Source organism: Bifidobacterium simiarum (assembly GCF_002802905.1).
Classification (GTDB): domain Bacteria; phylum Actinomycetota; class Actinomycetes; order Actinomycetales; family Bifidobacteriaceae; genus Galliscardovia; species Galliscardovia simiarum.
This window is the reverse complement of the sequence record NZ_PEBK01000012.1, coordinates 41,451-63,601: the sequence shown is the minus strand read 5'-3', so window position 1 is coordinate 63,601 and position 22,151 is coordinate 41,451. Positions and strand designations below refer to the sequence as shown.

Sequence of the window (22,151 nt, the reverse complement as noted above, 5' to 3'; positions counted from 1 at the left end):
CCGACACCCCCTGCCTCCACGACGCAACCATACCCCCACCGGGTATCACAACGGGGGTTGATGACGGCTGCCACAACGGGGGTGCAAAACCCAGCCGACAGTCCGGTGGACTGTCGTTAGGCGAGGGGAGCGTCCCGCCAAGGGACGCGACGAATCGTTCGGCAGAACGATCAGGAAGGTGGCCGGCGGCAATCGACTGCCTCTGTGCCTTCCCCTCCGAGGGGAAGGTGGCCGGCGAAGCCGGTCGGATGAGGTGACAGTAGGACCACTCGCCTGTCGGCTCGCATGAACCCTACAAACGGCTCTGCCGTTTGCTTAACGGGTTCAGCACGCAGGGAAGCCAAGAAAAACCGCTCCCGCCGGCGGGAGCTGGACGCCGACAGGCGGACTGAGGGTGGTCAAACAACGCATCCACTGCCCCAAGCCAAGGAAGGCATACAAAGAGCAAAAGGCATAAAGAAAGACGGGCTGATGGACGATGAGCGACCGTAAGCTAGGAGCCAGCTCGCTGGCTCCGGGGCCGAACGGCCCTGAGTGTGTCGATTATCGTCCATCCGCCCGTCACGCGGCAGGCTTACTTCCCCTGACTACTCCTCGTCGGGGGCGATCGCCTCGGTCTCGACCGGCTCGGCCGCAGCGGCCGCGTCGTCGGCATCCTCGGTCTGGTTGGCCTTGCGGTAGATCGTCACGTACCGCTTCGGCTCCTCGCCGTGGGAACGGGACTTCATGCCCTCCTCGCGGACCACGTCGTGCACGATCTTGCGCTCGAAGGAGTTCATCGGATCAAGCGATACCGGCTCACCGGTCTCGCGCACCTCGTCGATGGCATCCAGCGCCATATCGCGCAGGCGCTGGCGCTTGCGCTTGAGGTAGCCGTCCACATCCACGATCAGGTGGGAACGCTCGCCGGTCTTCTGCTGGACGGCCAGACGGGTCAGCTGCTGCAGCGCATCGACCACTTCGCCGTGACGGCCGATCAGATGCTTGATGTCGGTGTTGTCGTCGGCGACGATCTGCACCACCGGGCGATTGTTGCGCACGCCCATCTCGATGTCGCCCTCATAATCGACGATGTCCAGCAACCCCTCGAGATAATCGGCGGCGATGTCAGCTTCATCATTGAGCTGATCGAACGTCTTCTCATCAGCCTGAGACATGGGAAACTCCTTCAGTACTTACACACTATTGACTTACCTTACACGGATAAAGGTACGTAGTCGGCACCGCCGGCCACATACCGGGTGTCACCGGGTGTCGGAAAAACGCGGGACCGGGCCCGTCCGCTGCGCAGGCCTTCCATTCGGCCTCGTGCGGGCGACGACCCGGTCCCGTTGACGTCCATGAACGCTACCGCTTGCTCTTCGGCTTGTTGCGGTTGCGCTTGGGCTGCTGACGCTGATGGCCCTTCTCGGCCCTCTCGGCCTGTGCGGCCTTGGCCTTGGCCAGCGCCTCCTCCTCGATGGAGGGCAGGCCCTGACGCTCGCGACGCTCCTCTTCCTTCTTGCGGTCGCGGATCTCCTTGGCCTCGTGCGCGGGCGAGCCGGGGGTCGGCATGTGATGCACCTGCCAGATCACCTGGCCCAGCGTCCACAGGTTGTTGGTCAGCCAGTAGACGAGCACGGCGGAGGGGAACATCACGCCGGAGAAGATGTACATCACCGGGAAGACGAACGCCATGGACCGCTGCATGTTGTACTGCGGGCCCTCCATGGAGGCGCGCGGCAGGTTGCGGCGCAGGTTGTAGTACTGCGACAGGAACATGGTGAAGCACATCAGGGCGATGAAGATGCCGATGATCACCTTGCCGTGCGTGTCGGCCGAGGGGAACATGTCGGCCAGCGAGACGCCGAACAGATGGGTGCCTTCGATCTGCCGGGCGACGTCGATGCTGAACGCGCCGAACGCCTCCTTGGAGCCGTTGTCGAGGGCGATGTAGCGGGCCGCGGTCAGGGTGTAGAACATGGCCATGAACACGGGGCCCTGAATCAGGGCGGGCACGCAGGAGCCCATCGGGTTGGCGCCCGTGTCCTGATAGAGCTTCATGGTCTCGCGGTTCATCGCCTCGCGGCTGGCCGGGTCGGTCTTGCCCTTGTACTTGGCCTGGATGTGCTGCATCTTGGGCTGGAGGGCCTGCATCTTGCGCATGGAGTGCATCTGCTTGATGAACAGCGGCAGGATGCACAGACGCACGAAGATCACCAGCAGCATGATCGACAGGACCCATGCGATGCCGGGGCCGTCCTGGAAGCCGATGAAGGTGAGCGCCTTGTGGAAGTAGAACACGATCTGCGTCATCAGCCATTCGACCGGATACAGAATCTTGTAGACCCACGCGAAGAAGCTCGCCTGATCCAGGTAGAACACCTGATCATTCATCTGTGGCATGTCAATTCTCCTCAGATGGTTGGGAAGTGGATGATTCGGATGGTAATGGGGTGAGCCGAGGCTCCTCGTGGGCCTTCGACCAGGAAAAGCGGTAGAACACGGAGAATCGCTGGGGAACGTCGTCGATGCCGCCACGATTCCATGGGCGGCAGCGCATCAGGCGCAGCACCGCCAGCAGTCCGCCCCGAAACGCACCGAATCGGGTGACCGCGGTATAGGCGTAGTGAGAACAGGTCGGATAATACCGGCAGCGGGGACCGAACAGCGGGGAGATGCGACGCTGGTACCAGCGGATCGCCCCGGTCATCCCGCGTGCGACGACGCCCATCTCAGATCAGCGTCCCGTGTCGTCGGATGCCGACGACGAATAGGCATTCCCCCGGGCATGATCGGCCGAGGGCTGGGAAGGATCGACAGACGGGATCCGGTCGGGGCCGGGAACGTCGGTTCGAGGCGGCTGGGTGAGCCTGACCTCGCGGGCCTTGAGCGCGTATCGTGCCGCCTTGTCGGCGACGCGGGTGAAGGTCTGACGGACCTGATCATCGAGAGCGCTGAATTCCGCCTTGGCCGCGGACGGCTTCGCGCGCATCACCACATCGCAGTTCGGGGGAAGCAGATGTTCGTATTGCCGTGCAAGGACACGGAATCTGCGCTTCACCGAGTTGCGGGTGACGGCATGGCCGACGTTCTTGGAAACGGCCAGTCCCAGTCGGCGTGCGGCGCCCGGAACGTCCCGCGCGCCGTCATGCGCGGCGGGATCGTCGTTTTCGGGGCGAACATGAAAATGGACCACAAGATCCTTACTGGATGCTTTGGTCCGTTTTCTGAGCACCGTGACGAAGTCGCGGTGGCTTTTCAGCCGTTCCACTGGAAGACCGGATTACCGTCTGTATTGTCGTCGGGTCGTTCTCAGGCGGAAAGAACCTTGCGGCCCTTGGCGCGGCGACGGTTGATCAGCGCGCGGCCGGAACGAGTGCGCATACGAGCACGGAAGCCGTGCTTCATGTGACGACGACGGTTGTTGGGCTGGAATGTCCTCTTCATAGTTATGCTCCCGGTGTTTTTGGCCATGCCAAGGCACGGCTCCTCATGAGTCAAGCTTTTCTAATGTACACACACCGTGCGAACGAGTCAAACCGCAGCATTGTACCGGTAATCCGCCAAGTTATTCACGTTATCCACATTTTTCCACATCGCCGATTGTGGATAACTTTGGGAATAGTCGAAAATCATTGCAATTCCAACGATTATGCGATTTAAGTTATCCACAAATTGCACCCATGTTATCCACAAACTACATGATTGTCATTCAAAATCCAATGTTTTCAACACGCGACGTTGTGGATAACTCGTACCGAAGGGCGTATAAATGGTGATCTGTATTCATTTCGGAAAAGGTCAGGGTGTGACCTTGCGGCAATCATGACAAGGAGGGAACCGCATGGCTCAGGAAGCCGGATCACCAGCCGAAGATGCACGTCGCATCTGGGCCGTAGCCCGCGACCTGCTTCGTCATGACCAGTCGCTGAGTCCGCGGGACCTCAGCTGCGTGGACGACATCGAGGCCGAGAGCCTGTTCGATTCGATGATCGTGCTGAACGCATCCAACGAGCATACGCGGCACACCATCGAGAACAAGGAAGTGGTGCAGCGTGCCCTCCAGTTGGCAAACGGGGGTCAGCCACTCACTCCTCTGATCAAGATCACACCGCAGAACAAGCCGTCGAAGCAGCAGACCCAGACGTCGTCCCCCAGCAGGAACGCGCAGGGTCGCACGCAGGGACGAACCTCATCCCAACCCCCGACGCAACCCCCTTCACGAGACCGTGGCGGACGCGGGCAGGGACCCCGGCCGCAGCAGTCGGGCCGCAGTCAGCACAGTCAGGACACCCTGCCGATCGACGTGCCGGTGTCGGACGGATTCGCCGCCACCGGCGAGTTCACGCAGCCCACGATCCTCGACGCCCAGCGCGAGCCGGCTCCGGTCATCGCGGTACCGGGCGTGCCCACCGGCGGCCCGAAAGTCGCCCGCGACGAGGAGACCCATCTCAATCGCAACGCCACGTTCGGCACGTTCGTGCCGGGCGATTCCAACCGCTTCGCCCGCCAGGTCGCACTGGCGGTGGCCGAGGCACCGGGCCGCGCGTTCAACCCGCTGTGTATCTACGGCGGCTCCGGTCTGGGCAAGACCCATCTGCTCAACGCCATCGGCAACTACGCGCTGAGCGAGGACCCCTCGCTCAAAGTGAGGTACGTGAACTCCGAGGAGTTCACCAACGAATTCATCGAGTCGCTGCAGGGCGAGGCGCAGGCCAACGGCCTGATCGCCGAGTTCAACCGCCGCTACCGCGAGGTGGATGTGCTGCTGATCGACGACATCCAGTTCCTCGGCGGCAAGGAAGCGACGCTGGAGCAGTTCTTCCATACGTTCAACGCCTTGCACGACGCCAACAAGCAGATCGTGATCGCCTCCGATGTGGCCCCCAAGAACCTCAAGGGATTCGAGGCCCGCCTGATCTCGCGATTCGATTCCGGACTCTCCGTGGACGTCAAGCCGCCGGACCGTGAGACCCGTGTCGCGATCCTGAGGATGAAGGCGGAAATAGGGGGGTTGAATATCCCCAATGACGTGCTTGATCTGATCGCCGAGCAGGTGACGGACAACATCCGCGAGCTTGAGGGTGCTCTGACCCGAGTCACCGCCATGGCCTCGCTGAACGATCAGCCGGTCACCCGGATGCTGGCCGAACAGACCATGCAGGACTTCTTCACCGCTGATGTGGAGATCAAGCCCACCGACATCATCACCCAGGTGGCGCAGTATTTCCAGCTCACCTTCGACGATCTCGTTGGTCCCTGGCGCGCGAAGAACGTGGCTCTGGCGCGGCAGATCGCCATGTACATGACCCGCGAGATGACCAGTCTGTCGCTGGTGGACATCGGCGAGATCTTCGGCGGCCGCGACCATTCCACGGTGATGCACGCCTACAAGAAGATCCAGTCGGGCATGGCGCAGAAGCGCGACGTGTACAACTACGTGAACGAGCTCACCAGCCGGATCAAGCGGCACAAGGCCGACTGATCCGGACCGTCCCGGTTATCCGGGATCGCCGATTTCGGTGGAAAACTACGAAACCGGGTCGGCCCTCTTCCCTCATGAAACACGCCGAAGGCGTGCGCAAAAATCAGAAAAGTTATCCACATGGTTTTCCACATTCCGGGGATAATCCCGTGGATAACACCCGATTTTCGGTGGAAAAGCCGTGGGTAAGTCGTTGATAAACCGGCGATTTTTGGGGAAAAATCAAGGGCTTCGAGCAGCTGTGGAAAAGCCGGGAAGTTATCCACATCCCATGCCAAAGTTATCCACAATGGTGCATTCAGCACGAGCCGCGACATTCCGCCGCTCCCCGGACTTATCCACAATGTCCACAACGCTTATTGTTATGACTACTCGTTTACCTATATAGTTTCAGGATCATCACCCTCATGCACGGCGCATAACTTTGGGGATAGCCGATCAGCCATGGATAAAATACTTCCAGCGGCATAGGAAATGCACTGAAACCACTCGATTCAAGGAACAAACAAGCAATGAAGGCAGAAATCAACTCTCAGGCTCTGGCCGATGCAGTGGCATGGACCTCACGCGTGATCCCGGTCCGTCCGGCGACACCCATCCTTTCCGGAGTCAAGCTGGAGGCCATCGACGGAACTCTTCAGCTTTCCGCATTCGACTACGAGGTCTCGGCCCGTCACCACATCGAGGCCGGCGTGGACGAGCCGGGAACGGCGGTCGTCCTCGGCAAGCTGCTCGCGGACATCGCCAAATCCCTGCCGGCAGAGAAGGCCTACCTGAGCACCGAGGGGTCGAAACTCACCGTGACGTCCGGCAAGTCCTCGTTCTCCCTGCAGCTGATGCCGGAAACCGAATACCCGGATCTCCCCATCGTGCCCACCAAGCTCGGCCAAGTCGACGCCGACACCTTCTCCCACGCCATCACTCAGGCCTCGGTCGCCGTGTCCCGCGAGGAGAATCGCCCCGTGCTCACCGGCGTGAAGATGGCGTTCACCGGCGACAAGGTCGTGATGACCGCGACCGATCGCTTCCGTCTGTCCCGCGCCAGCTTCACCTGGAGCCCGGAGAATCCCGATCTCGATACCGTCGCCCTGGTCCGCGGATCCCTGCTGCGCGATGTCGCCCGTTCCCTCGACACCAATCAGAACGTGATCCTCGATTTCGACAGCGACAAGGCCGCACTGATGGGCTTCGAGAACGCCGGCCGCGTCTCCACCGCCCAGCTGATCGACGGCGAATTCCCTGCGGTGGACCGCCTGTTCGCCGACGAATACCCGATCCACGCCGTGCTTGACCGACAGCTGCTGCTCGATTCGATCCGACGCATGGCCCTAGTCACCGAGCGCAACGCCCCGATCCGCATGGCCTTCTCCGGCGACGAGGTGGTGCTGTCCGCCGGCGCCGCCGACGAATCGCAGGCCACCGAATCGATCGCGGTCGACATGGACGGCGAGGACATCACCGTCGCCTTCAATCCCGCCTACCTGATCGACGGTCTTTCCGCCATTTCCGAACCGTTCGTCCGCATGAAGATGACCACCGCCGTCAAGGCGGTGGAATTCAACGGCCAGCAGGAGGCCGATTCCGAGGAATCGCTCGACTACCGGTACCTGCTGGTGCCGATGCGGTTCACCGACTGATCGCATCGATCGACTTCACCGTGCCCGGGCCGACGATCCCGATGTGCGATCTCACAACGGTTTGGTTGGTTCGGGCCTGATATTGACAGCAAAAGGTAACAAAATCCATGTTCGTTTCTCGGCTGGCGTTGGATGACTTCCGCTCCTGGCAGCAGATGGTGATCGATTTCGTGCCCGGGCTGAACCTCCTGTTCGGAGCCAACGGCCTCGGCAAGACGAATATCGTGGAGGCCCTCGAGGTGCTCTCCACCGGCGGCAGCCACCGGACGAGCTCCTCCGCCCCATTGGTCCGTGCCGGCGCCAGAAAGGCCACCGTGCGGGCGAACGTGGACGACGACGGGTCCGTCACCACCTACGAGGTCTCCATCCCCGTGCGCGGCGCCAATCGCGCGCGCATCAACTCCGGCAAGTCGCTGTACATGCGCGACGTCGTGGGGCGCGTGCCCACGGTGGTGTTCGCCCCCGAGGATCAGCGTCTGATCGCCGCGGAACCGGCCGCACGACGCGGATTCGTGAACCAGTCGGCCTCCCAGCTCATTCTCGGCTACTACGACGTCCTGCAACGCTTCAACCAGACCGGCCGGCAGCGGGCGGCCCTGCTCAAGCAGATCCAGCAGCAGCGCGTGGGATCCGACGCCCGTATGGGATCCGACGTCTCAGCGGCCTCGTTTCCGACCTCTGCCGGCTCGTCGGGCCTTTCCTCCGCCGATACCCCGACCGACATCGGATTGCCCGCCTACGACCCCATGGCGGCCGCGCTGAGCGGTCTGGAGGTCTGGACCGGGCAGTTCATCGAGGCCGGTGTGGAGCTGACCCGTCTGCGCCAGCGCTTCATCGACATGCTCAACGGCCCGTTCGCGCGGATCTACCGGGAGCTGGCGGGGCCGCGCCATCATGCGGAACTGGTGTATGCGCCGAGCTTCGACGAGGTGACGGCCTATGGGGACCATGACGGCCACGAAGACGGCGAAGGGGGGTTACTGGCCTACGATCCGCAGTCACAACGGGGGGATGGTGATTGCTCGGACTTGGTGACGGACTCCCCCGACGATCAGATCCGCATGGCGATCAGCCGGCACTTCCAGCGCATCTACCCCGGCGAGGTGGCGCAGGCCCGCAATCTCATCGGCCCCCACCGGGACGACGTGATCGTCCGGCTCAACGGCATGAACGCCCGGGACTATGCCTCGAACGGTGAGATGTGGACGCTGGCGCTGGCCATGAAGATGGCCCTGTTCGAGGTGATCAAGGCCGAGCGGGGCGACGATCCGATCCTGATCCTCGACGACGTGTTCGCCCAGCTGGACGAATCCCGCCGTCGGCAGATCGTGGACTTCGCCTCCCGGCAGAGCCAGGTGCTGATCACCATGGCCGCCGAAAGCGATATGCCGCAGGGGCTCGACGCCCATCGCATCGACGTGGCCGATATCGTCGCCGCGCAGGACGCCCAGGAGGCCCAGTATGCGCAGGAGGCACAGAAGTCGCAGGAGGCCCAGGCATGACCCCGCACTCCCCCGCGGCCGCCGCGCCCCGCAGACCGGGGCCCACGCCGCCGATCGCCGAGACGCTGCGGCTTGACCCGCGCAAGCTGGAGGCTACCGTCTTCGAGCGGTACACCAACCGCGCGGCCGGGATCGCCAAGCGCCGGGCCCGGGCCGAACAGGCGTGGCTGAACTTCGGCAAGCCGGGCCGGGATCCCCACACCCTGGGCTCCGTGCTCGACGGTCTCGCCGCCAACGGTAACTGGCGGCCCCATCTGCTGGTCGCCCAGCTCGGCCGTCACTGGGATCAGGTGGTGGGACGGAACATCGCCCGGCACTCCCGCGTCGCCTCGTACGCGAACGGCGTGCTGACCATCCGCGCCGAATCGCCGGTATGGGCCACCCAGCTGACCTACATGATCCCCCAGCTGCAGGCGAAGATCGCCGACCGTCTGCCCGGCATGCCGCTGGACCGGATCATCGTCACCGGCCCGCGCACCGACACCTTCAAGCACGGCGGCAACGACCGGTCCACCGGGCAGTGGCGTCCCCGCGGCCGGTTCTGATCGGCTGGTCGGGCTGATCGGCAGATCAATCAGCCAATCAGCAGATCAATCAGCTGACCGGCAGATCGTCTGATTGGATCGCTGATCGTCGTATCGCGTATCCGCTACGTAGTCGGTACGCCGATTCCGCCGGATCCCGCCGCAATCCCCCACCGGATCGCCCCCTATGCGTCGATACTGCGAAAGATGCCGCTGTAAGCGCATAAAGTCCCTATTGCCTAGTACCCTATTCCCAGAATGGTTAGCGTGCGCACAGCCCCATATTTCGCGTTTTTGAGCGTAAGACCCACGAAAGCGTCTCGGATTCGACCGGCCAGCGCCGACCTAACCGCCTGATGTAAGGGCTAGTAGGAAAGGACAGGTTGGTGGCAGACCAGACCCAGGATTCGCCCGATCTCAACGAAGAAGCAGCACACAACGAACAATCCAAAGGTACGAAGCCCGCAGGGGCCGCGCAGGACCCGGCCCAGGATCTCCAGGACGGCCAGCTCGACGGCACCATGGCCCCCGAGCACTACGACGCCAGCGACCTCAAGGTGCTGGAAGGCCTCGAGGCCGTGCGCATCCGACCGGGCATGTACATCGGCTCCACCGGCCCGCGCGGCCTGCACCATCTGGTGTACGAGATCGTCGACAACTCCGTCGACGAGGCGCTCGCCGGCTACGCCAGCCACATCGAGGTGACGATCCTGCCCGACAACGGCATCCGCGTGGTGGACGACGGACGAGGCATCCCCGTCGACATCGTGCCCGGCGAGGGCATCTCCGGCGTCGAGACCGTGATGACCAAGCTGCACGCCGGCGGCAAGTTCGGCGGCGGCGGATACGCGGTCTCCGGCGGCCTGCACGGCGTGGGCATCTCCGTGGTCAACGCCCTGTCCACTCGTGTGGACGTCGAGGTGCGCCGTCAGGGATTCCACTGGACCCAGACCTACATCGACCAGAAGCCGCAGGCCCGGCTGGCTCAGGGCGCCCCGATGGGCCCCGACGAGCACACCGGCACCTCGGTGACGTTCTGGGCCGATCCGGCGATCTTCGAAACCACCACCTACGACTTCGAGACGCTGCGCAGCCGCTTCCAGCAGATGGCGTTCCTCAACAAGGGCCTGAAGATCACCCTCACCGATCTGCGCGAGGTCGATCAGGCCGGTGACGAGGTGGCCGGCGACGGCGACAACGTGACCGAGGAGCTGCACCGCACCGTCACCTACCGGTACCCGAACGGCATCAAGGACTACGTCGACTACATGGTCAAGTCCAAGAAGGCCGCCCCCGTGGTCGACGAGGTCATCGACTTCGCCGCCGAGGACCTGAAGATCGGCATCTCCGCCGAGATCGCCATGCAGTGGACGACCGCCTACTCCGAGTCGGTGCACACCTTCGCGAACACGATCTCCACCACCGAGGGAGGCACGCACGAGGAGGGCTTCCGTGCGGCGCTCACCTCGCTGGTCAACCGCTACGCCCGCGAGAAGAACATCCTCAAGGACAAGGACGAGAACCTTTCCGGCGACGACGTGCGCGAAGGCCTGACCGCCGTGGTGTCGGTGAAGCTCACCACCCCGCAGTTCGAAGGCCAGACCAAGACCAAGCTCGGTAACTCCGAGGCCAAGACCTTCGTGCAGCGCGTGATGACCGAGAAGCTGGGCGACTGGTTCGACGCGAACCCGAACTCCGCGAAGCTGATCATCCAGAAGGGCATCGAGGCGAGCCGCGCCCGCATCGCCGCCAAGAAGGCCCGCGAAAGCACCCGCCGCAAGTCGATCTTCGAATCCGCCGGCATGCCCGACAAGCTCAAGGACTGCCAGTCGAGCAATCCGGAGGAGTGCGAGCTGTTCATCGTCGAGGGCGATTCCGCAGGCGGCTCCGCGATCCAGGGACGCAACCCGATCACCCAGGCGATCCTGCCGCTGAGGGGCAAGATCCTCAACACCGAGCGCGCCAGCCTCGACCGCATGATGAAGTCCGATACCATCGAGTCGCTGATCACCGCGGTCGGCGGCGGCTACGGCGAGGACTTCGACCTGAACAAGGTGCGCTACCACAAGGTCATCATCATGGCCGATGCCGATGTGGACGGCGCGCACATCGCCACGCTGAACCTCACGCTGTTCTTCCGCTACATGCGGCCGATGATCACCGCCGGGTACGTGTACGTGGCCATGCCGCCGCTGTACCGCCTCAAGTGGACCAAGGGCCCGCACGACTTCGTCTACACCGACGCCGAGCGCGACCGCGTGCTCGCCGAGGGCAAGGCCAACGGCCGTCAGCTGCCCAAGGGCGAGGGCATCCAGCGCTACAAGGGTCTGGGCGAGATGAGCTATCAGGAGCTGTGGGAGACGACCATGGACCCCGAGCACCGCATCCTCAAGCAGGTGCAGATCGAGGACGCGGCCGCCGCCGACGAGACGTTCACGATGCTGATGGGCGACGAGGTGGAGCCCCGACGTCTGTTCATCCAGCGCAACGCCCGCAACGTCAGCTGGATCGACGCCTAGCGCCTGACGCCTAGCGCCTGATGCCTAGCGCTCAGCGTGACTGAGGGTAGTCGGACAGACCCCCTACCGCGATACGACTTGATAACCGACTAAAGGAAACACAGTGGCAGACGAGAACAACAACGAGGGCGTCGGCAACGATACTCCCAACAACGAGAGCGCCCAGCCCGATCAGCCGGGCCAGGGCCAATCAGATCAGGCTCAGCCGGGCCAGCCGGTGCCTGACGGTTCCATGGAACCGCTCAGCCCGCAGGAGGCCGACAACACCGACTACGGCCTGATGACCGGTGAGCGCGTCCAGAAGCGCGACCTGCAGCAGGAGATGCGCGAATCGTATCTGGCATACGCCATGAGCGTGATCGTGGACCGCGCCCTGCCGGACGTGCGCGACGGCATGAAGCCCGTGCACCGCCGCGTGATCTACGCGATGTACGACGGCGGCTACCGTCCCGACCGCGGCTACAGCAAGTGCGCCCGCGTGGTCGGCGAGGTGATGGGTAAGTACCATCCGCACGGCGACTCCGCGATCTACGACACCCTGGTCCGTATGGCCCAGCCGTGGTCGATGCGCTACCTGCTCGTGGACGGTCAGGGCAACTTCGGCTCCCCCGGCGACGACCCGGCCGCGGCCATGCGATACACCGAGTGCCGTATGGCGCCGCTGGCCATGGAGATGGTCCGCGACATCGACAAGGACACCGTCGACTTCGCCCCGAACTACGACGGCAAGACCCAGGAGCCGAAGGTGCTGCCCGCCCGCTTCCCGAACCTGCTGGTCAACGGCTCCGCCGGCATCGCCGTCGGCATGGCCACCAACATTCCCCCGCACAACATGCGCGAGGTGGCCGACGGCGTGCACTGGGCGCTCGATCACCCTGACGTGAGCCGCGAGGAGTTGCTCAACGCGCTGATCGGCATCATCAAGGGACCGGACTTCCCCACCGGCGCCACGATCCTCGGCCGCAAGGGCATCGAGCAGGCGTACCGCACCGGCCGCGGACTGATCACCATGCGTGCCGTGGTGAACACCGAGGAGATCAAGGGCCGCATGTGCCTGGTGGTCACCGAACTGCCGTATCAGGTCAACCCGGACCGTCTGGTCGCCTCGATCCGCGAGGGCGTGCGCGACGGCAAGATCCAGGGCATCGCCGACATGCGCGACGAGACCTCCGGCCGCACCGGCCAGCGACTCGTGCTCGTGCTCAAGCGCGACGCCGTGCCGAAGGTCGTGCTCAACAACCTGTACAAGCACTCCCAGCTGCAGCAGACGTTCGGCGCGAACATGCTGGCGCTGGTCGACGGCGTGCCGCGCACCCTGTCGCTCGACGCGTTCATCCGCCACTGGATCGGCCACCAGCTCGACGTGGTCGAGCGCCGCACCCGCTACCTCAAGCGCGAGGCCGAGGAGCGCGACCACATCCTGCAGGGCTACCTCAAGGCCCTCGATCTGATCGACGAGGTCATCGCCCTGATCCGCCGCTCCCCCGACGTGGACGCCGCCCGCAGCGGCCTTATGGAGCTGCTGGACGTCGACCAGGTGCAGGCCGACGCGATCCTCGCCATGCAGCTGCGCCGACTGGCCGCACTGGAACGCCAGAAGATCCTCGACGAGCACGAGGAGCTCATGCGCCGCATCGCCGACTACGAGGACATCCTCGCCAAGCCGGAACGCCAGCGCAAGATCGTCGGCGACGAACTGGACGAGATCGTCGCCAAGTACGGCGACGACCGTCGCACCCAGATCCTGCCGTTCAGCGGCGAGATGAACATGGAGGACCTGATCGCCGAGGAGAACGTGGTGGTCACCGTCACGCACTCCGGGTACATCAAGCGCACCAAGGCCGACGAGTACCGCGCCCAGCACCGCGGCGGCAAGGGCATCAAGGGCGCCAAGCTGCGCGAGAACGACGTGGTCGACCACTTCTTCCTCACCAGCACCCACAACTGGCTGCTGTTCTTCACCAACGCGGGCCGCGTGTATCGCATCAAGGGCTACGAGATCCCCGAGGGCGCGCGCGACTCCAAGGGCCAGCATGTGGCGAACCTGCTGCAGCTCGCACCCGACGAGAAGATCCAGCAGGTGCTGTCGATCCCGAACTACGAGGTGGCCGACTATCTGGTGCTCGCCACGCGCAGCGGCAAGGTGAAGAAGACCCGTCTGGCCGACTACGATTCCCCGCGTCAGGGCGGCCTGATCGCCATCCGGCTCATGGAATCCGAGGACGGCGTCACCGACGAGGTGGTGGGCGCCTCGCTGTGCAACTCCACCGACGACATCATCCTCGTGAGCCGCAAGGGCATGAGCCTGAAGTTCCGGGCCGACGACGAGCAGCTGCGACCGATGGGCCGCCAGACCGCCGGCGTGCAGGGCATGAAGTTCCGCGAGGGCGACGAGCTGCTCGCCATGGACGTGGTCTGGGGCGACAGCGACAAGGATCTGCTCGTGGTCACCGACGAGGGCTTCGCCAAGCGCACCGCGATCTCGGAGTACCGTCTGCAGGGTCGCAACGGCTACGGCGTCAAGGCCGTGCAGCTGGCCGAGGGCCGCGGCTCGCTGGTCGGTGCCGTGATCGTCGCCGAGGACGACCAGATCATGGCCATCATGAAGTCCGGCAAGGTGATCCGCTCCGACGTGGCCGAGGTCAAGCGCACCGGCCGCAACACCCAGGGCGTCACGCTCGCCAAGCCCGACAAGGGCGACGAGATCATCTCCATCGCCCGCAACGAGGAGAAGGACGACGATGAGGACGATACCGCGTCCGAAGCCGTTGCGTCCGGTGCCGAGTCGGGTGCCTCGGGCAACGATGGTGAAACGGTGGAAGCGCAGTCCGCGCAGGACGGCACGTCCGAAAAGGCTGATAATCTCAGTGAAGTTGACAGCGCCGAGTGAGTGCTGAGCGATGGTGAAATCTGAAGGAGAGCTGATGAGCGAACAGTCACTGCCTAACGAAGAGGGCATGGAGTTTCCGGAGGAGACCGCCGGCAAGGGCCGTACGTCCCGTTCCGCAGCGTCCTCCCCGAAGCCGCTGATTGCCGAGGATTCGCCCGCTCAGGCCGCCGAGCCCGCACCGGCGTCGTTCAAGCCGGCCAGCAGGGTCTCCAAGCCGTCCGAGCGCAAGTCCAACGTGCCGCGCGCCCGCCGCATGAAGCTGTCGCTGACCAAGGTCGATCCGTGGTCGGTCACCAAGGTGTCGTTCCTGCTGTCCATCGCCGGCGCGATCATCCAGATCGTCGCCGTGGCGCTGATCTGGGCGCTGCTGAACGCGATCGGCCTGTTCGACAACATCACGCAGCTGGTCGACTCCACCGGTCTGAAGGATTCCGGCGGCTTCGACGTCGCCAGCATCCTGGGCATCGGCAAGGTGCTGAGCGCCACCACGATCTTCTCGATCTTCGAGATCGTGCTGGTCACGGTGCTGGCCACCATCGGCGCGTTCATCTACAACCTCACCAGCGCGCTGGTCGGCGGCGTCCACGTCACCCTCGGCGACGACTGATCTGCCGGCGGCTGATTGCTGACGGCTGGTCCGCCGATCATCCGCCATCCACGATTCGCAAGGCGTCTCCTTCGGGAGACGCCTTTTCGTTATGTGGCCCGAACGATCATCTCGATCAGTCCCTGGCTTCCCCTTGGGGGGAAGCTGTCAGCCGCAGGCTGACTGATGAGGGGTCTGAAAGCCCGGGATATCCGCCCCGCCATCGGGGGCTGCATGGCTGACTGGGGGGTGGTCGAACCCGTATTCAACATTGTGCCGGGAATCGTCGGTAGACGATCCGGTGCGCAAACGCCTACCCTTGATGATGGCAATGGGAGGTGATCGTCATGACCGAAACCGCGGAGCAATCGGTGACCGAGACGGTGGGGTCGCCGGCGGTCGATCACGCGGACGAACCGGTGACGCCGTCCGAGGGGACGGGCACTCCCCTCGACACCTCGTCTCAGTCCCCGGTCGGTCATCTTGATCTGGACGACTGGGTTCCGGACACCGTGCTGGACGGCTATCAGCAGCGGACCCTGCATCTGGGATTCGACGACGAGGGCGAGCTGACCGCCACCTTCGTGCGCAAGGATCCGCAGACCCTGACGTGGCGCATGCGCTGGCGGCGATGGTGCAACACCCACTGGCGGCACTGCCCCGCCGCGATCCTGTACGTGCACGGCTGGAACGACTACTTCTACCGCAAGCACGCCTCCGAATTCTGGGAGGCGCTGGGCGTGGCCTTCTATGCCGTCGATCTGCGCAAATACGGGCGGTCGCTGCATGCCGGTCAGACGCCGGGATACATCACCGATCTGCACGAATACTTCGCCGAGCTCAATGCGCTGCGGGACGTGATCGTCAACGAGATGGGCGACGACGTACGCATCCTCACGCTGGCGCACTCCACGGGCGGGCTCATCGCGTCGCTGTGGATGGCCAACGAGCGGCCGGACCATGTGACGGCGCTGGCGCTGAATTCGCCGTGGCTGGAGCTGCAGGGCAATCGGTTCACGCGCATGATGACCACGCCGGTGGTGAAGGGCTTCGGTCTGACCGGCGGCAAGACGGTGATCCCGATCCCCGATCCGGGGTTCTACGGGCGTGTGCTGTGGTCGGATCAGGGTGGCGAATGGACGTATCAGGACTCCTCGCCGGTGCCGGAGGATCGGCAGTTCCTCAGCCGGGCCGGATGGATGAACGCCATCTTCAACGGTCAGGAGGAGGTCACGCGCGGGCTGCACATCGACGTGCCGGTGCTGGTGTGTACGTCGGACCGTTCGATGATCCTCTCCCGATGGGATGAGGCCATGCGCGAGGCCGACACCGTGCTTGATGTGACGGCCATACGGCAGAACGCGCTGAATCTCGGCGATTTCGTCACCATCGAAACCATCGTCGGCGGCATACACGACCTGTCGATGTCGAAGCCCGAGCAGCGGCGGCACTATTTCGCGTCGGTGGCGCTGTGGGCGGACCGGTTCGCGTGGTCGTCGCCGTTGGACAGCACGTACGTGCTCAACCGGGCCGAGCTCAAGACCGCGCTGGACCGCGTCGCACGGCCGCGGGGTGGCGTGTGAACGGGGGTGTTGCTCCGCTGATGGCGGGGTGATTAGGGGGGTGTGTTGGTCGGGGGTTGATGCGGCCGTGTGATTGAGGTCAGACGAAGAAGTCGTTGTGCGACTGGAAGACGTGCAGATACCCCTCACGGGAGTGCTGCAGATGCCGGCGAACCGCGTTCACGGTGCCCTCCTCGTCGCCCTCCAGCGCGCAGTCGATGATGCTGAGATGCTCGTCGAGTGATTCGGAAATGCGCTCCGACGACCACGGCAGGAAGACACGCGTGCGCTGGCTGAGCGCCAGCAGCGTGGACATGAGATTCTCCAGATACTTGTTGTTCGCCTTCTGGGCGAAGTACATGTGGAATTTGAAGTCGAAGTCGTCCTCGATGGAATCCTGCATGGTGCCGCTATCGGTGCCGGTATTCTGCAGTGCTTCGCGGAAGTGGAGCAGCGAATCGCGATCGAGGGTCGGGAACGCCTGATGGATGAGATACGGCTCGATGAGCAGACGGCTGTCGATCATGTCCTGCAGGTTCTTCAGCGAGATCTGGCTGACCACGATGCCCTTGCGCGGGAAGATGCGTAGCATGTCCTCTTCGGCGAGCTTGTTGATGGCCTCGCGAACCGGGGTGCGGCTGAAGCCGAGACGCTCGGTAATCTGCTTTTCGTCGATGAGGTCGCCGGGCTTCAGCTCGCAGAAGACGATCTGCTTGCGCAGGTAGTTGTACGCAAGATCCCGCTTGCTTTCACTCATCGGTCTCCCTTTCTCAAAGATGCAGTGTGAACTGAGCGTTTTGGCTACCCCCCCCCCATGGAGAGATGGCCTACTCATATTCGCATGATATATGACTTTAATACCCCTAACGGGGTGAAAATCTCCACTAATGAGCCAAGAATTGCCGCGAAATGGGGATTTTGGGTTCACTCTTTGGGGCGCCTCGGCAAAGAGTGAATCGGAAGCGAACAACATCGAACGCGAAGACGCCCCGTGCGCGGCGAATCGAACACCGCTCATGAATAACGGACAACATTCAGTTCACTCTTTGGGGCGGTCGGAAAAGAGTGAACTGGTTTGGACATGACATGGCCCCGCCGGGGGTGCCGGCGGGGCCACCAGCGTGTGCTAGTCGGTGAGGCTGAGGACGTAGTCCCTGATCTCGCCGGGCTGGGCGTGCGCCTCGAACAGTTCCCTGAAGTGTTCGCCGGCGAAGGCTCCCTTGACGAGTTCGGGGTCGAGGTCGCGGTAGATGTCGATGAGGGGTCGGTAGGCGGCCTCGCGCACCCGGTCGAGGATGCGCTTGTTGCGCTGCTCGGGCACGACCCTCTCCTTGGGGTAGCCGCTGCCGGGCTCCTCGAGCCACATCTGCTCGAAGATGTACTTGAGCTGCAGTTCCTGGCCCCATCCGTTCTTCAGGGCGAAGGGGACGGCCATGGCGTTGCCGTCGTTGATCTGGGCGAACGTGTACGCGTCGAGCGGGTCCTCGACGTGGCCGCAGATCACGCCGGGGAAGCTGTTGAGGGCGAGCATGGCGCCCTCGCCGGTGCCGCAGCCGGTGACCACGAAGTCCGCGGCCCCGGTGTTGAGCAGGGCGGCGGCGAGGATGCCGTTCTGCACGTAGGTCAGCTGGGCCTTGTCGTCGGCGGCGTACATGCCGTAGTTGTCGACCTGGAAGCCCTTCTCGTCGGCCACGGCCTTGAGGGCCGTGTAGATGAGGCCGTTCTTCGCGGCCTGGCTGTTCTCGTTGATCAGTGCGATGCGCATGATGTGCGTGTTTCCTTTCTAAGTGTGGGTTTACGTGTGGGGCGCCCGTGGGGGATGCCCGTGGGGCGCGGCGCCTGTGGGGCCGGCCGTGGCGTGTCGTCCGGGCCCCTCTCATCAGTCGGCCATGCGGCCGACAGCTTCCCTCCCCTGTGTGGGGAGGGAAGCCAAGGGATTACAGGAACGTCCTGGGCATGGGGATCGGCCGTGGCGCGTCGTTCGTCCTCCCCTCAGTCGGCTGTGCCGACAGCTTCCCGCAAGAGCGGACGGCCTTGCGGCCGGCGTCCTGCTGGCTCGCCTGTCGGCTCGCCTGAGACCTGGAAACGCCGCCGGCGTTTCCTTCACGGTCTCAGCCCTCCAGAGGGGAGCCGAGGAATCACGGGCGCCCCGCCGGGGATGCGTGCGGCCTGGGGCCATGGGATTGCGGGGATGCGTGCGAATTCCGTCGTCGCCGGGCGAAGGCGTACGAAGGTACGTCGAGCCCGCCGTAAGACGGAAGGCGCTCCATCCCCGCAATCCCATCACGGCTGCTTGCCGATGTAGGCCAGGATTCCGCCGTCAACGTACAGCACGTGCCCGTTGACGAAGTCGCTCGCGTCGGAGGCGAGGAACACGGCCGGGCCCTTCAGGTCGTCCGGCGTGCCCCAGCGGGCGGCCGGGGTCTTGGCGATGATGAACTGGTCGAACGGGTGGCGTGATCCGTCCGCCTGGCGCTCCCTGAGGGGCGCGGTCTGCGGGGTGGCGATGTAGCCGGGTCCGATGCCGTTGCACTGGATGTTGTGCTCGCCGTACTCGGCGCAGATGTTGCGCGTGAGCATCTTCAGGCCGCCCTTGGCCGCGGCGTACGCGGAGACGGTCTCGCGGCCCAGCTCGCTCATCATCGAGCAGATGTTGATGATCTTGCCGTGGCCCTTGGCGATCATGCCCGGGATCACGGCCTTGGACACGATGAAGGGTCCGTTGAGGTCGATGTCGACGACCTGTCGGAAGTCGGCGGCGCTCATCTCGGTCATCGGGATGCGCTTGATGATGCCCGCGTTGTTGACGAGGATGTCGGGCGTGGTGCCGAAGTCACGTTCGATGTCGGCGACGAGCTGGTTGACTGCGGTCTCGTCGGTGACGTCGGCCACGTAGCCGTGGGCGTCGATGCCGGCTTCCTTGTAGGAGGCGAGGCCTCGGTCGACGGCTTCCTGCGTGCGGTCGTTGAAGGCGATCTTCGCGCCGGCTTCGGCGAATGCCGAGGCGATGGCGAAGCCGATGCCGTAGGAGGCGCCGGTCACGAGGGCGACCTTGCCTTCGAGCGAGAAGCTGCCCATGGAGAATCCTTCTGTCATGGTTCCTTCTTTCTGCTAATGCTTGGCGATATCTGTGATGGGTTGACGGTTACTTGATGACGGCCTTGACCGCGGCGATGGATTCCTTGGCGGATTCCACGACGTGTTCGGGCGTGATGCCGAGATCCTTGAGGTTCTGCAGGCCTTCGCCCTGCAGACCGAACTGTTCCACGGAGACGGCCTTGCCGAAGGTGCCGAGGTACTTGTACCAGGGCTGGGCGAGTCCGGCTTCGACGGAGACTCGGGCGTACACGTCGGAGGGCAGCACGCTTTCGTGGTATTCGGGGCTCTGGTCCTCGAACCATTCCATCGACGGCACGGAGACGACGCGGGCCTTGATGCCTTCCTCAGCGAGGGTCTTGGCGGCGGCCAGGGCGACCTGCACTTCGGAGCCGGTTCCCATGAGGATCACGTCGGGCGTGCCTTCGACGTCTTCGAGCACGTAGGCGCCGTGCTTGACGCCTTCGCGCGCCTTTTCGGCGGTTTCGGGCAGCACGGGCAGCACCTGACGGCTCAGCACCATGGCGGTGGGCAGCGTGTTGTCCTTCTCGAAGAAGTAGCGGTAGGCTTCGGCGGTTTCGTATTCGTCGGCGGGGCGCACGACTTCGAGCTGCGGGATGGCGCGGTAGGCGGCGAGATGCTCCACGGGCTGGTGGGTCGGGCCGTCCTGGCCGAGGCCGACGGAATCGTGGGTCCACACGTACAGGTTCGGGATCTTCATCAGGGCCGCGAGGCGGACCGCGCCGCGCTCATAGTCGGCGAACTGGAAGAACGTGCCACCGAACGGACGGGTGTCGGAGTCGAGCAGGATGCCGTTGGTGATCGCGCCCATGGCGAATTCGCGGACGCCGAAGTGCAGCTGACGGCCGTAGGGGCTGACCTTCGGATGCTGCGTGGTGGCGTATTCTTCGGGGGCGAACGACGTGGCGCCGTCGATGTCGGTGAGGTTGGCGCCGCCCAGATCGGCGGAGCCGCCCCACAGTTCGGGCATGACGGGGGCGATGGCGTTGAGCACCTTGCCGGATGCGGCGCGGGTGGCGACTTCGGATCCGACCTTGTAGGTGGCTTCGAGATCGTCGATGGCCTTGTCGAAGCCTTCGGGCAGCTTGCCGGCCTTGATGCGGTCGTACAGCGCGGCCTTGTCGGGGTTGGCCTTGCGCCAGGCTTCGTACTTGACGTTCCAGGCCTCATGGGCGGCCTTGCCTCGCTCGGCGACCTTGCGGGCGTGGGCCAGCGCCTCCTCGTCCACTTCGAAGGTCTTGTTCGGGTCGAAGCCGAGGATCTTCTTCAGTCCGGCGATGGCTTCGGCGCCGAGCAGCGCGCCGTGGGAGGAGGGGTCGTTGGTCTTGCCGGGGGTCGGCCATGCGATCAGCGTGTCGACCTTGATGAACTTCGGGCGGTCGGTGACCTGCTCGGCCTTGTGCAGGGCGGCGGCCAGCGCCTCGACGTCCTCCTTGTAGGAGCCGTCGGGCTGGATGAAGCTCACTTCGTCGGTGTACCAGCCGTAGGCTTCGTAGCGCTTGAGCACGTCCTCGGCGAAGGCGATCTGCGTTTCGCCTTCGATCTGGATGTGGTTGGCGTCGAAGATCACGGTGAGGTTGCCGAGCTTCTGGTTGCCCGCGAGTGAGCTGGCTTCGCCGGAGACGCCTTCCTCGACGTCGCCTTCGCCGCAGATCACCCAGATGTTGTGGTCGAACGGCGACTCGCCGGCGGGGGCGTCGGGGTCGAGCAGTCCGCGCTGGTAGCGCTGGCCGTAGGCGAATCCGACGGCGGAGGCCACGCCTTGGCCGAGCGGGCCGGTGGTGATCTCCAGTCCGGGGGTCAGACCGTATTCGGGGTGGCCCGGGGTGCGGGTGTCGGCGCCGCCGCGGAAGTACTTGATGTCGTCGAGGGTGAGGTATCCGGCGTAGTAGAGCTGTACGTACTGGGTGAGCGAGGCGTGGCCGCCGGAGAGGATGAAGCGGTCGCGGCCGGGCCACTTCGGATCGGCCGGATCATGCTTCATGAAGTGCTGGTAGAGGGTGTAAGCGATCGGGGCGAGCGAGACCGCCGAACCGGGGTGGCCGTGTCCTGCGTGCTCGACCGCGTCGGCGGAAAGCGTCTTCGCCATCTTTACTGCGCGGTCATCCAACTGCGACCAAGTGAATTCGGCCATGGATTCTAACTTCCTTCCGGGTGGAACCAACGGTGAGGTTCGGCGTGTCTCGCCCTTCGTTGGGGAGGAACCACGCTGCCAGATCCGCCGGTTTGGCTTTGGTTTTCAACGGATGCGGCTCATTGCCTGTTCATCGCTTCGGTGCGGTGTCCGTGCCGTTCGAGTTGACAATTTCCTGCATCCGTATCTAATATATCACACGAATATCATTTG

General features: G+C 64.0%; 16 protein-coding genes and 1 pseudogene. 8 read left to right on the top strand and 9 right to left on the bottom strand.

Annotated features, from left to right (window positions below):
• Positions 1-587: 587 nt before the first annotated feature.
• The 5 genes and pseudogenes from CSQ87_RS10045 to rpmH all read right to left on the bottom strand — a co-directional run bounded on the left by CSQ87_RS10045 (position 588) and on the right by rpmH (position 3,429).
• On the bottom strand, positions 588-1,157 hold the full coding sequence (locus tag CSQ87_RS10045; RefSeq protein WP_100513740.1) for a Jag family protein: 570 nt from the start codon (positions 1,155-1,157) through the stop codon (positions 588-590).
• A gap of 190 nt (positions 1,158-1,347) precedes the next feature.
• Positions 1,348-2,376, bottom strand: a complete 1,029-nt coding sequence (gene yidC / locus CSQ87_RS10040) for a membrane protein insertase YidC (protein WP_100513745.1) — start codon at positions 2,374-2,376, stop codon at positions 1,348-1,350.
• A 10-nt stretch (positions 2,377-2,386) separates the two neighbouring features.
• Entirely contained in the window at positions 2,387-2,692 is a 306-nt protein-coding gene (gene yidD / locus CSQ87_RS10035; RefSeq protein WP_100513744.1) for a membrane protein insertion efficiency factor YidD, read from the bottom strand.
• A 189-nt stretch (positions 2,693-2,881) separates the two neighbouring features.
• Positions 2,882-3,253: pseudogene (gene rnpA, locus CSQ87_RS11175) on the bottom strand (ribonuclease P protein component); the annotation flags it as partial.
• Between the two features lie 41 nt (positions 3,254-3,294).
• Entirely contained in the window at positions 3,295-3,429 is a 135-nt protein-coding gene (rpmH, locus tag CSQ87_RS10025) for a 50S ribosomal protein L34 (protein ID WP_093961566.1), read from the bottom strand.
• 397 nt (positions 3,430-3,826) lie between these two features.
• On the opposite strand from rpmH, the gene dnaA reads away from it, so the two are divergent.
• From dnaA to CSQ87_RS09985, 8 genes are all read left to right on the top strand, one after another.
• Positions 3,827-5,467, top strand: a complete 1,641-nt coding sequence (dnaA, locus tag CSQ87_RS10020) for a chromosomal replication initiator protein DnaA (RefSeq protein WP_100513738.1) — start codon at positions 3,827-3,829, stop codon at positions 5,465-5,467.
• Between the two features lie 512 nt (positions 5,468-5,979).
• The gene (gene dnaN, locus CSQ87_RS10015; RefSeq protein WP_100513737.1) at positions 5,980-7,104 is read left to right on the top strand and encodes a DNA polymerase III subunit beta; all 1,125 of its coding nucleotides are present in this window, start codon (positions 5,980-5,982) and stop codon (positions 7,102-7,104) included.
• 107 nt (positions 7,105-7,211) lie between these two features.
• Complete coding sequence (locus tag CSQ87_RS10010; protein WP_100513736.1) at positions 7,212-8,606, top strand: DNA replication/repair protein RecF; 1,395 nt, start codon at positions 7,212-7,214, stop codon at positions 8,604-8,606.
• On the top strand, positions 8,603-9,151 hold the full coding sequence (locus tag CSQ87_RS10005) for a DciA family protein (protein WP_100513735.1): 549 nt from the start codon (positions 8,603-8,605) through the stop codon (positions 9,149-9,151). The genes CSQ87_RS10010 and CSQ87_RS10005 overlap by 4 nt, the downstream gene beginning before the upstream one ends.
• 365 nt (positions 9,152-9,516) lie before the next feature.
• Positions 9,517-11,649 carry a DNA topoisomerase (ATP-hydrolyzing) subunit B gene (gene gyrB, locus CSQ87_RS10000; RefSeq protein WP_100513734.1) on the top strand — a complete coding sequence of 711 codons (2,133 nt, stop codon included), beginning with the start codon at positions 9,517-9,519 and terminating at the stop codon, positions 11,647-11,649.
• A gap of 103 nt (positions 11,650-11,752) precedes the next feature.
• Positions 11,753-14,539: a DNA gyrase subunit A gene (gene gyrA, locus CSQ87_RS09995; RefSeq protein ID WP_423734789.1), complete on the top strand. Its 2,787-nt coding sequence runs from the start codon at positions 11,753-11,755 to the stop codon at positions 14,537-14,539.
• Between the two features lie 34 nt (positions 14,540-14,573).
• Complete coding sequence (locus tag CSQ87_RS09990) at positions 14,574-15,146, top strand: DUF3566 domain-containing protein (RefSeq protein WP_240541881.1); 573 nt, start codon at positions 14,574-14,576, stop codon at positions 15,144-15,146.
• Positions 15,147-15,472: 326 nt separating this feature from the next.
• Positions 15,473-16,708 (top strand): alpha/beta hydrolase, encoded by a 1,236-nt coding sequence (locus CSQ87_RS09985; protein ID WP_243388912.1) that lies wholly within the window; start codon positions 15,473-15,475, stop codon positions 16,706-16,708.
• A gap of 79 nt (positions 16,709-16,787) precedes the next feature.
• On the opposite strand, the gene CSQ87_RS09980 is transcribed toward CSQ87_RS09985, so the two are convergent.
• From CSQ87_RS09980 to tkt, 4 genes are all read right to left on the bottom strand, one after another.
• Positions 16,788-17,444, bottom strand: coding sequence for a GntR family transcriptional regulator (locus tag CSQ87_RS09980; protein ID WP_165776827.1), 657 nt, complete (start codon positions 17,442-17,444; stop codon positions 16,788-16,790).
• Between the two features lie 369 nt (positions 17,445-17,813).
• The gene (locus CSQ87_RS09975; protein ID WP_100513731.1) at positions 17,814-18,452 is read right to left on the bottom strand and encodes an RpiB/LacA/LacB family sugar-phosphate isomerase; all 639 of its coding nucleotides are present in this window, start codon (positions 18,450-18,452) and stop codon (positions 17,814-17,816) included.
• Positions 18,453-18,970: 518 nt separating this feature from the next.
• The gene (locus CSQ87_RS09970) at positions 18,971-19,783 is read right to left on the bottom strand and encodes a gluconate 5-dehydrogenase (protein WP_207761142.1); all 813 of its coding nucleotides are present in this window, start codon (positions 19,781-19,783) and stop codon (positions 18,971-18,973) included.
• 49 nt (positions 19,784-19,832) lie between these two features.
• On the bottom strand, positions 19,833-21,938 hold the full coding sequence (gene tkt, locus CSQ87_RS09965) for a transketolase (protein WP_100513729.1): 2,106 nt from the start codon (positions 21,936-21,938) through the stop codon (positions 19,833-19,835).
• Positions 21,939-22,151: the final 213 nt, after the last annotated feature.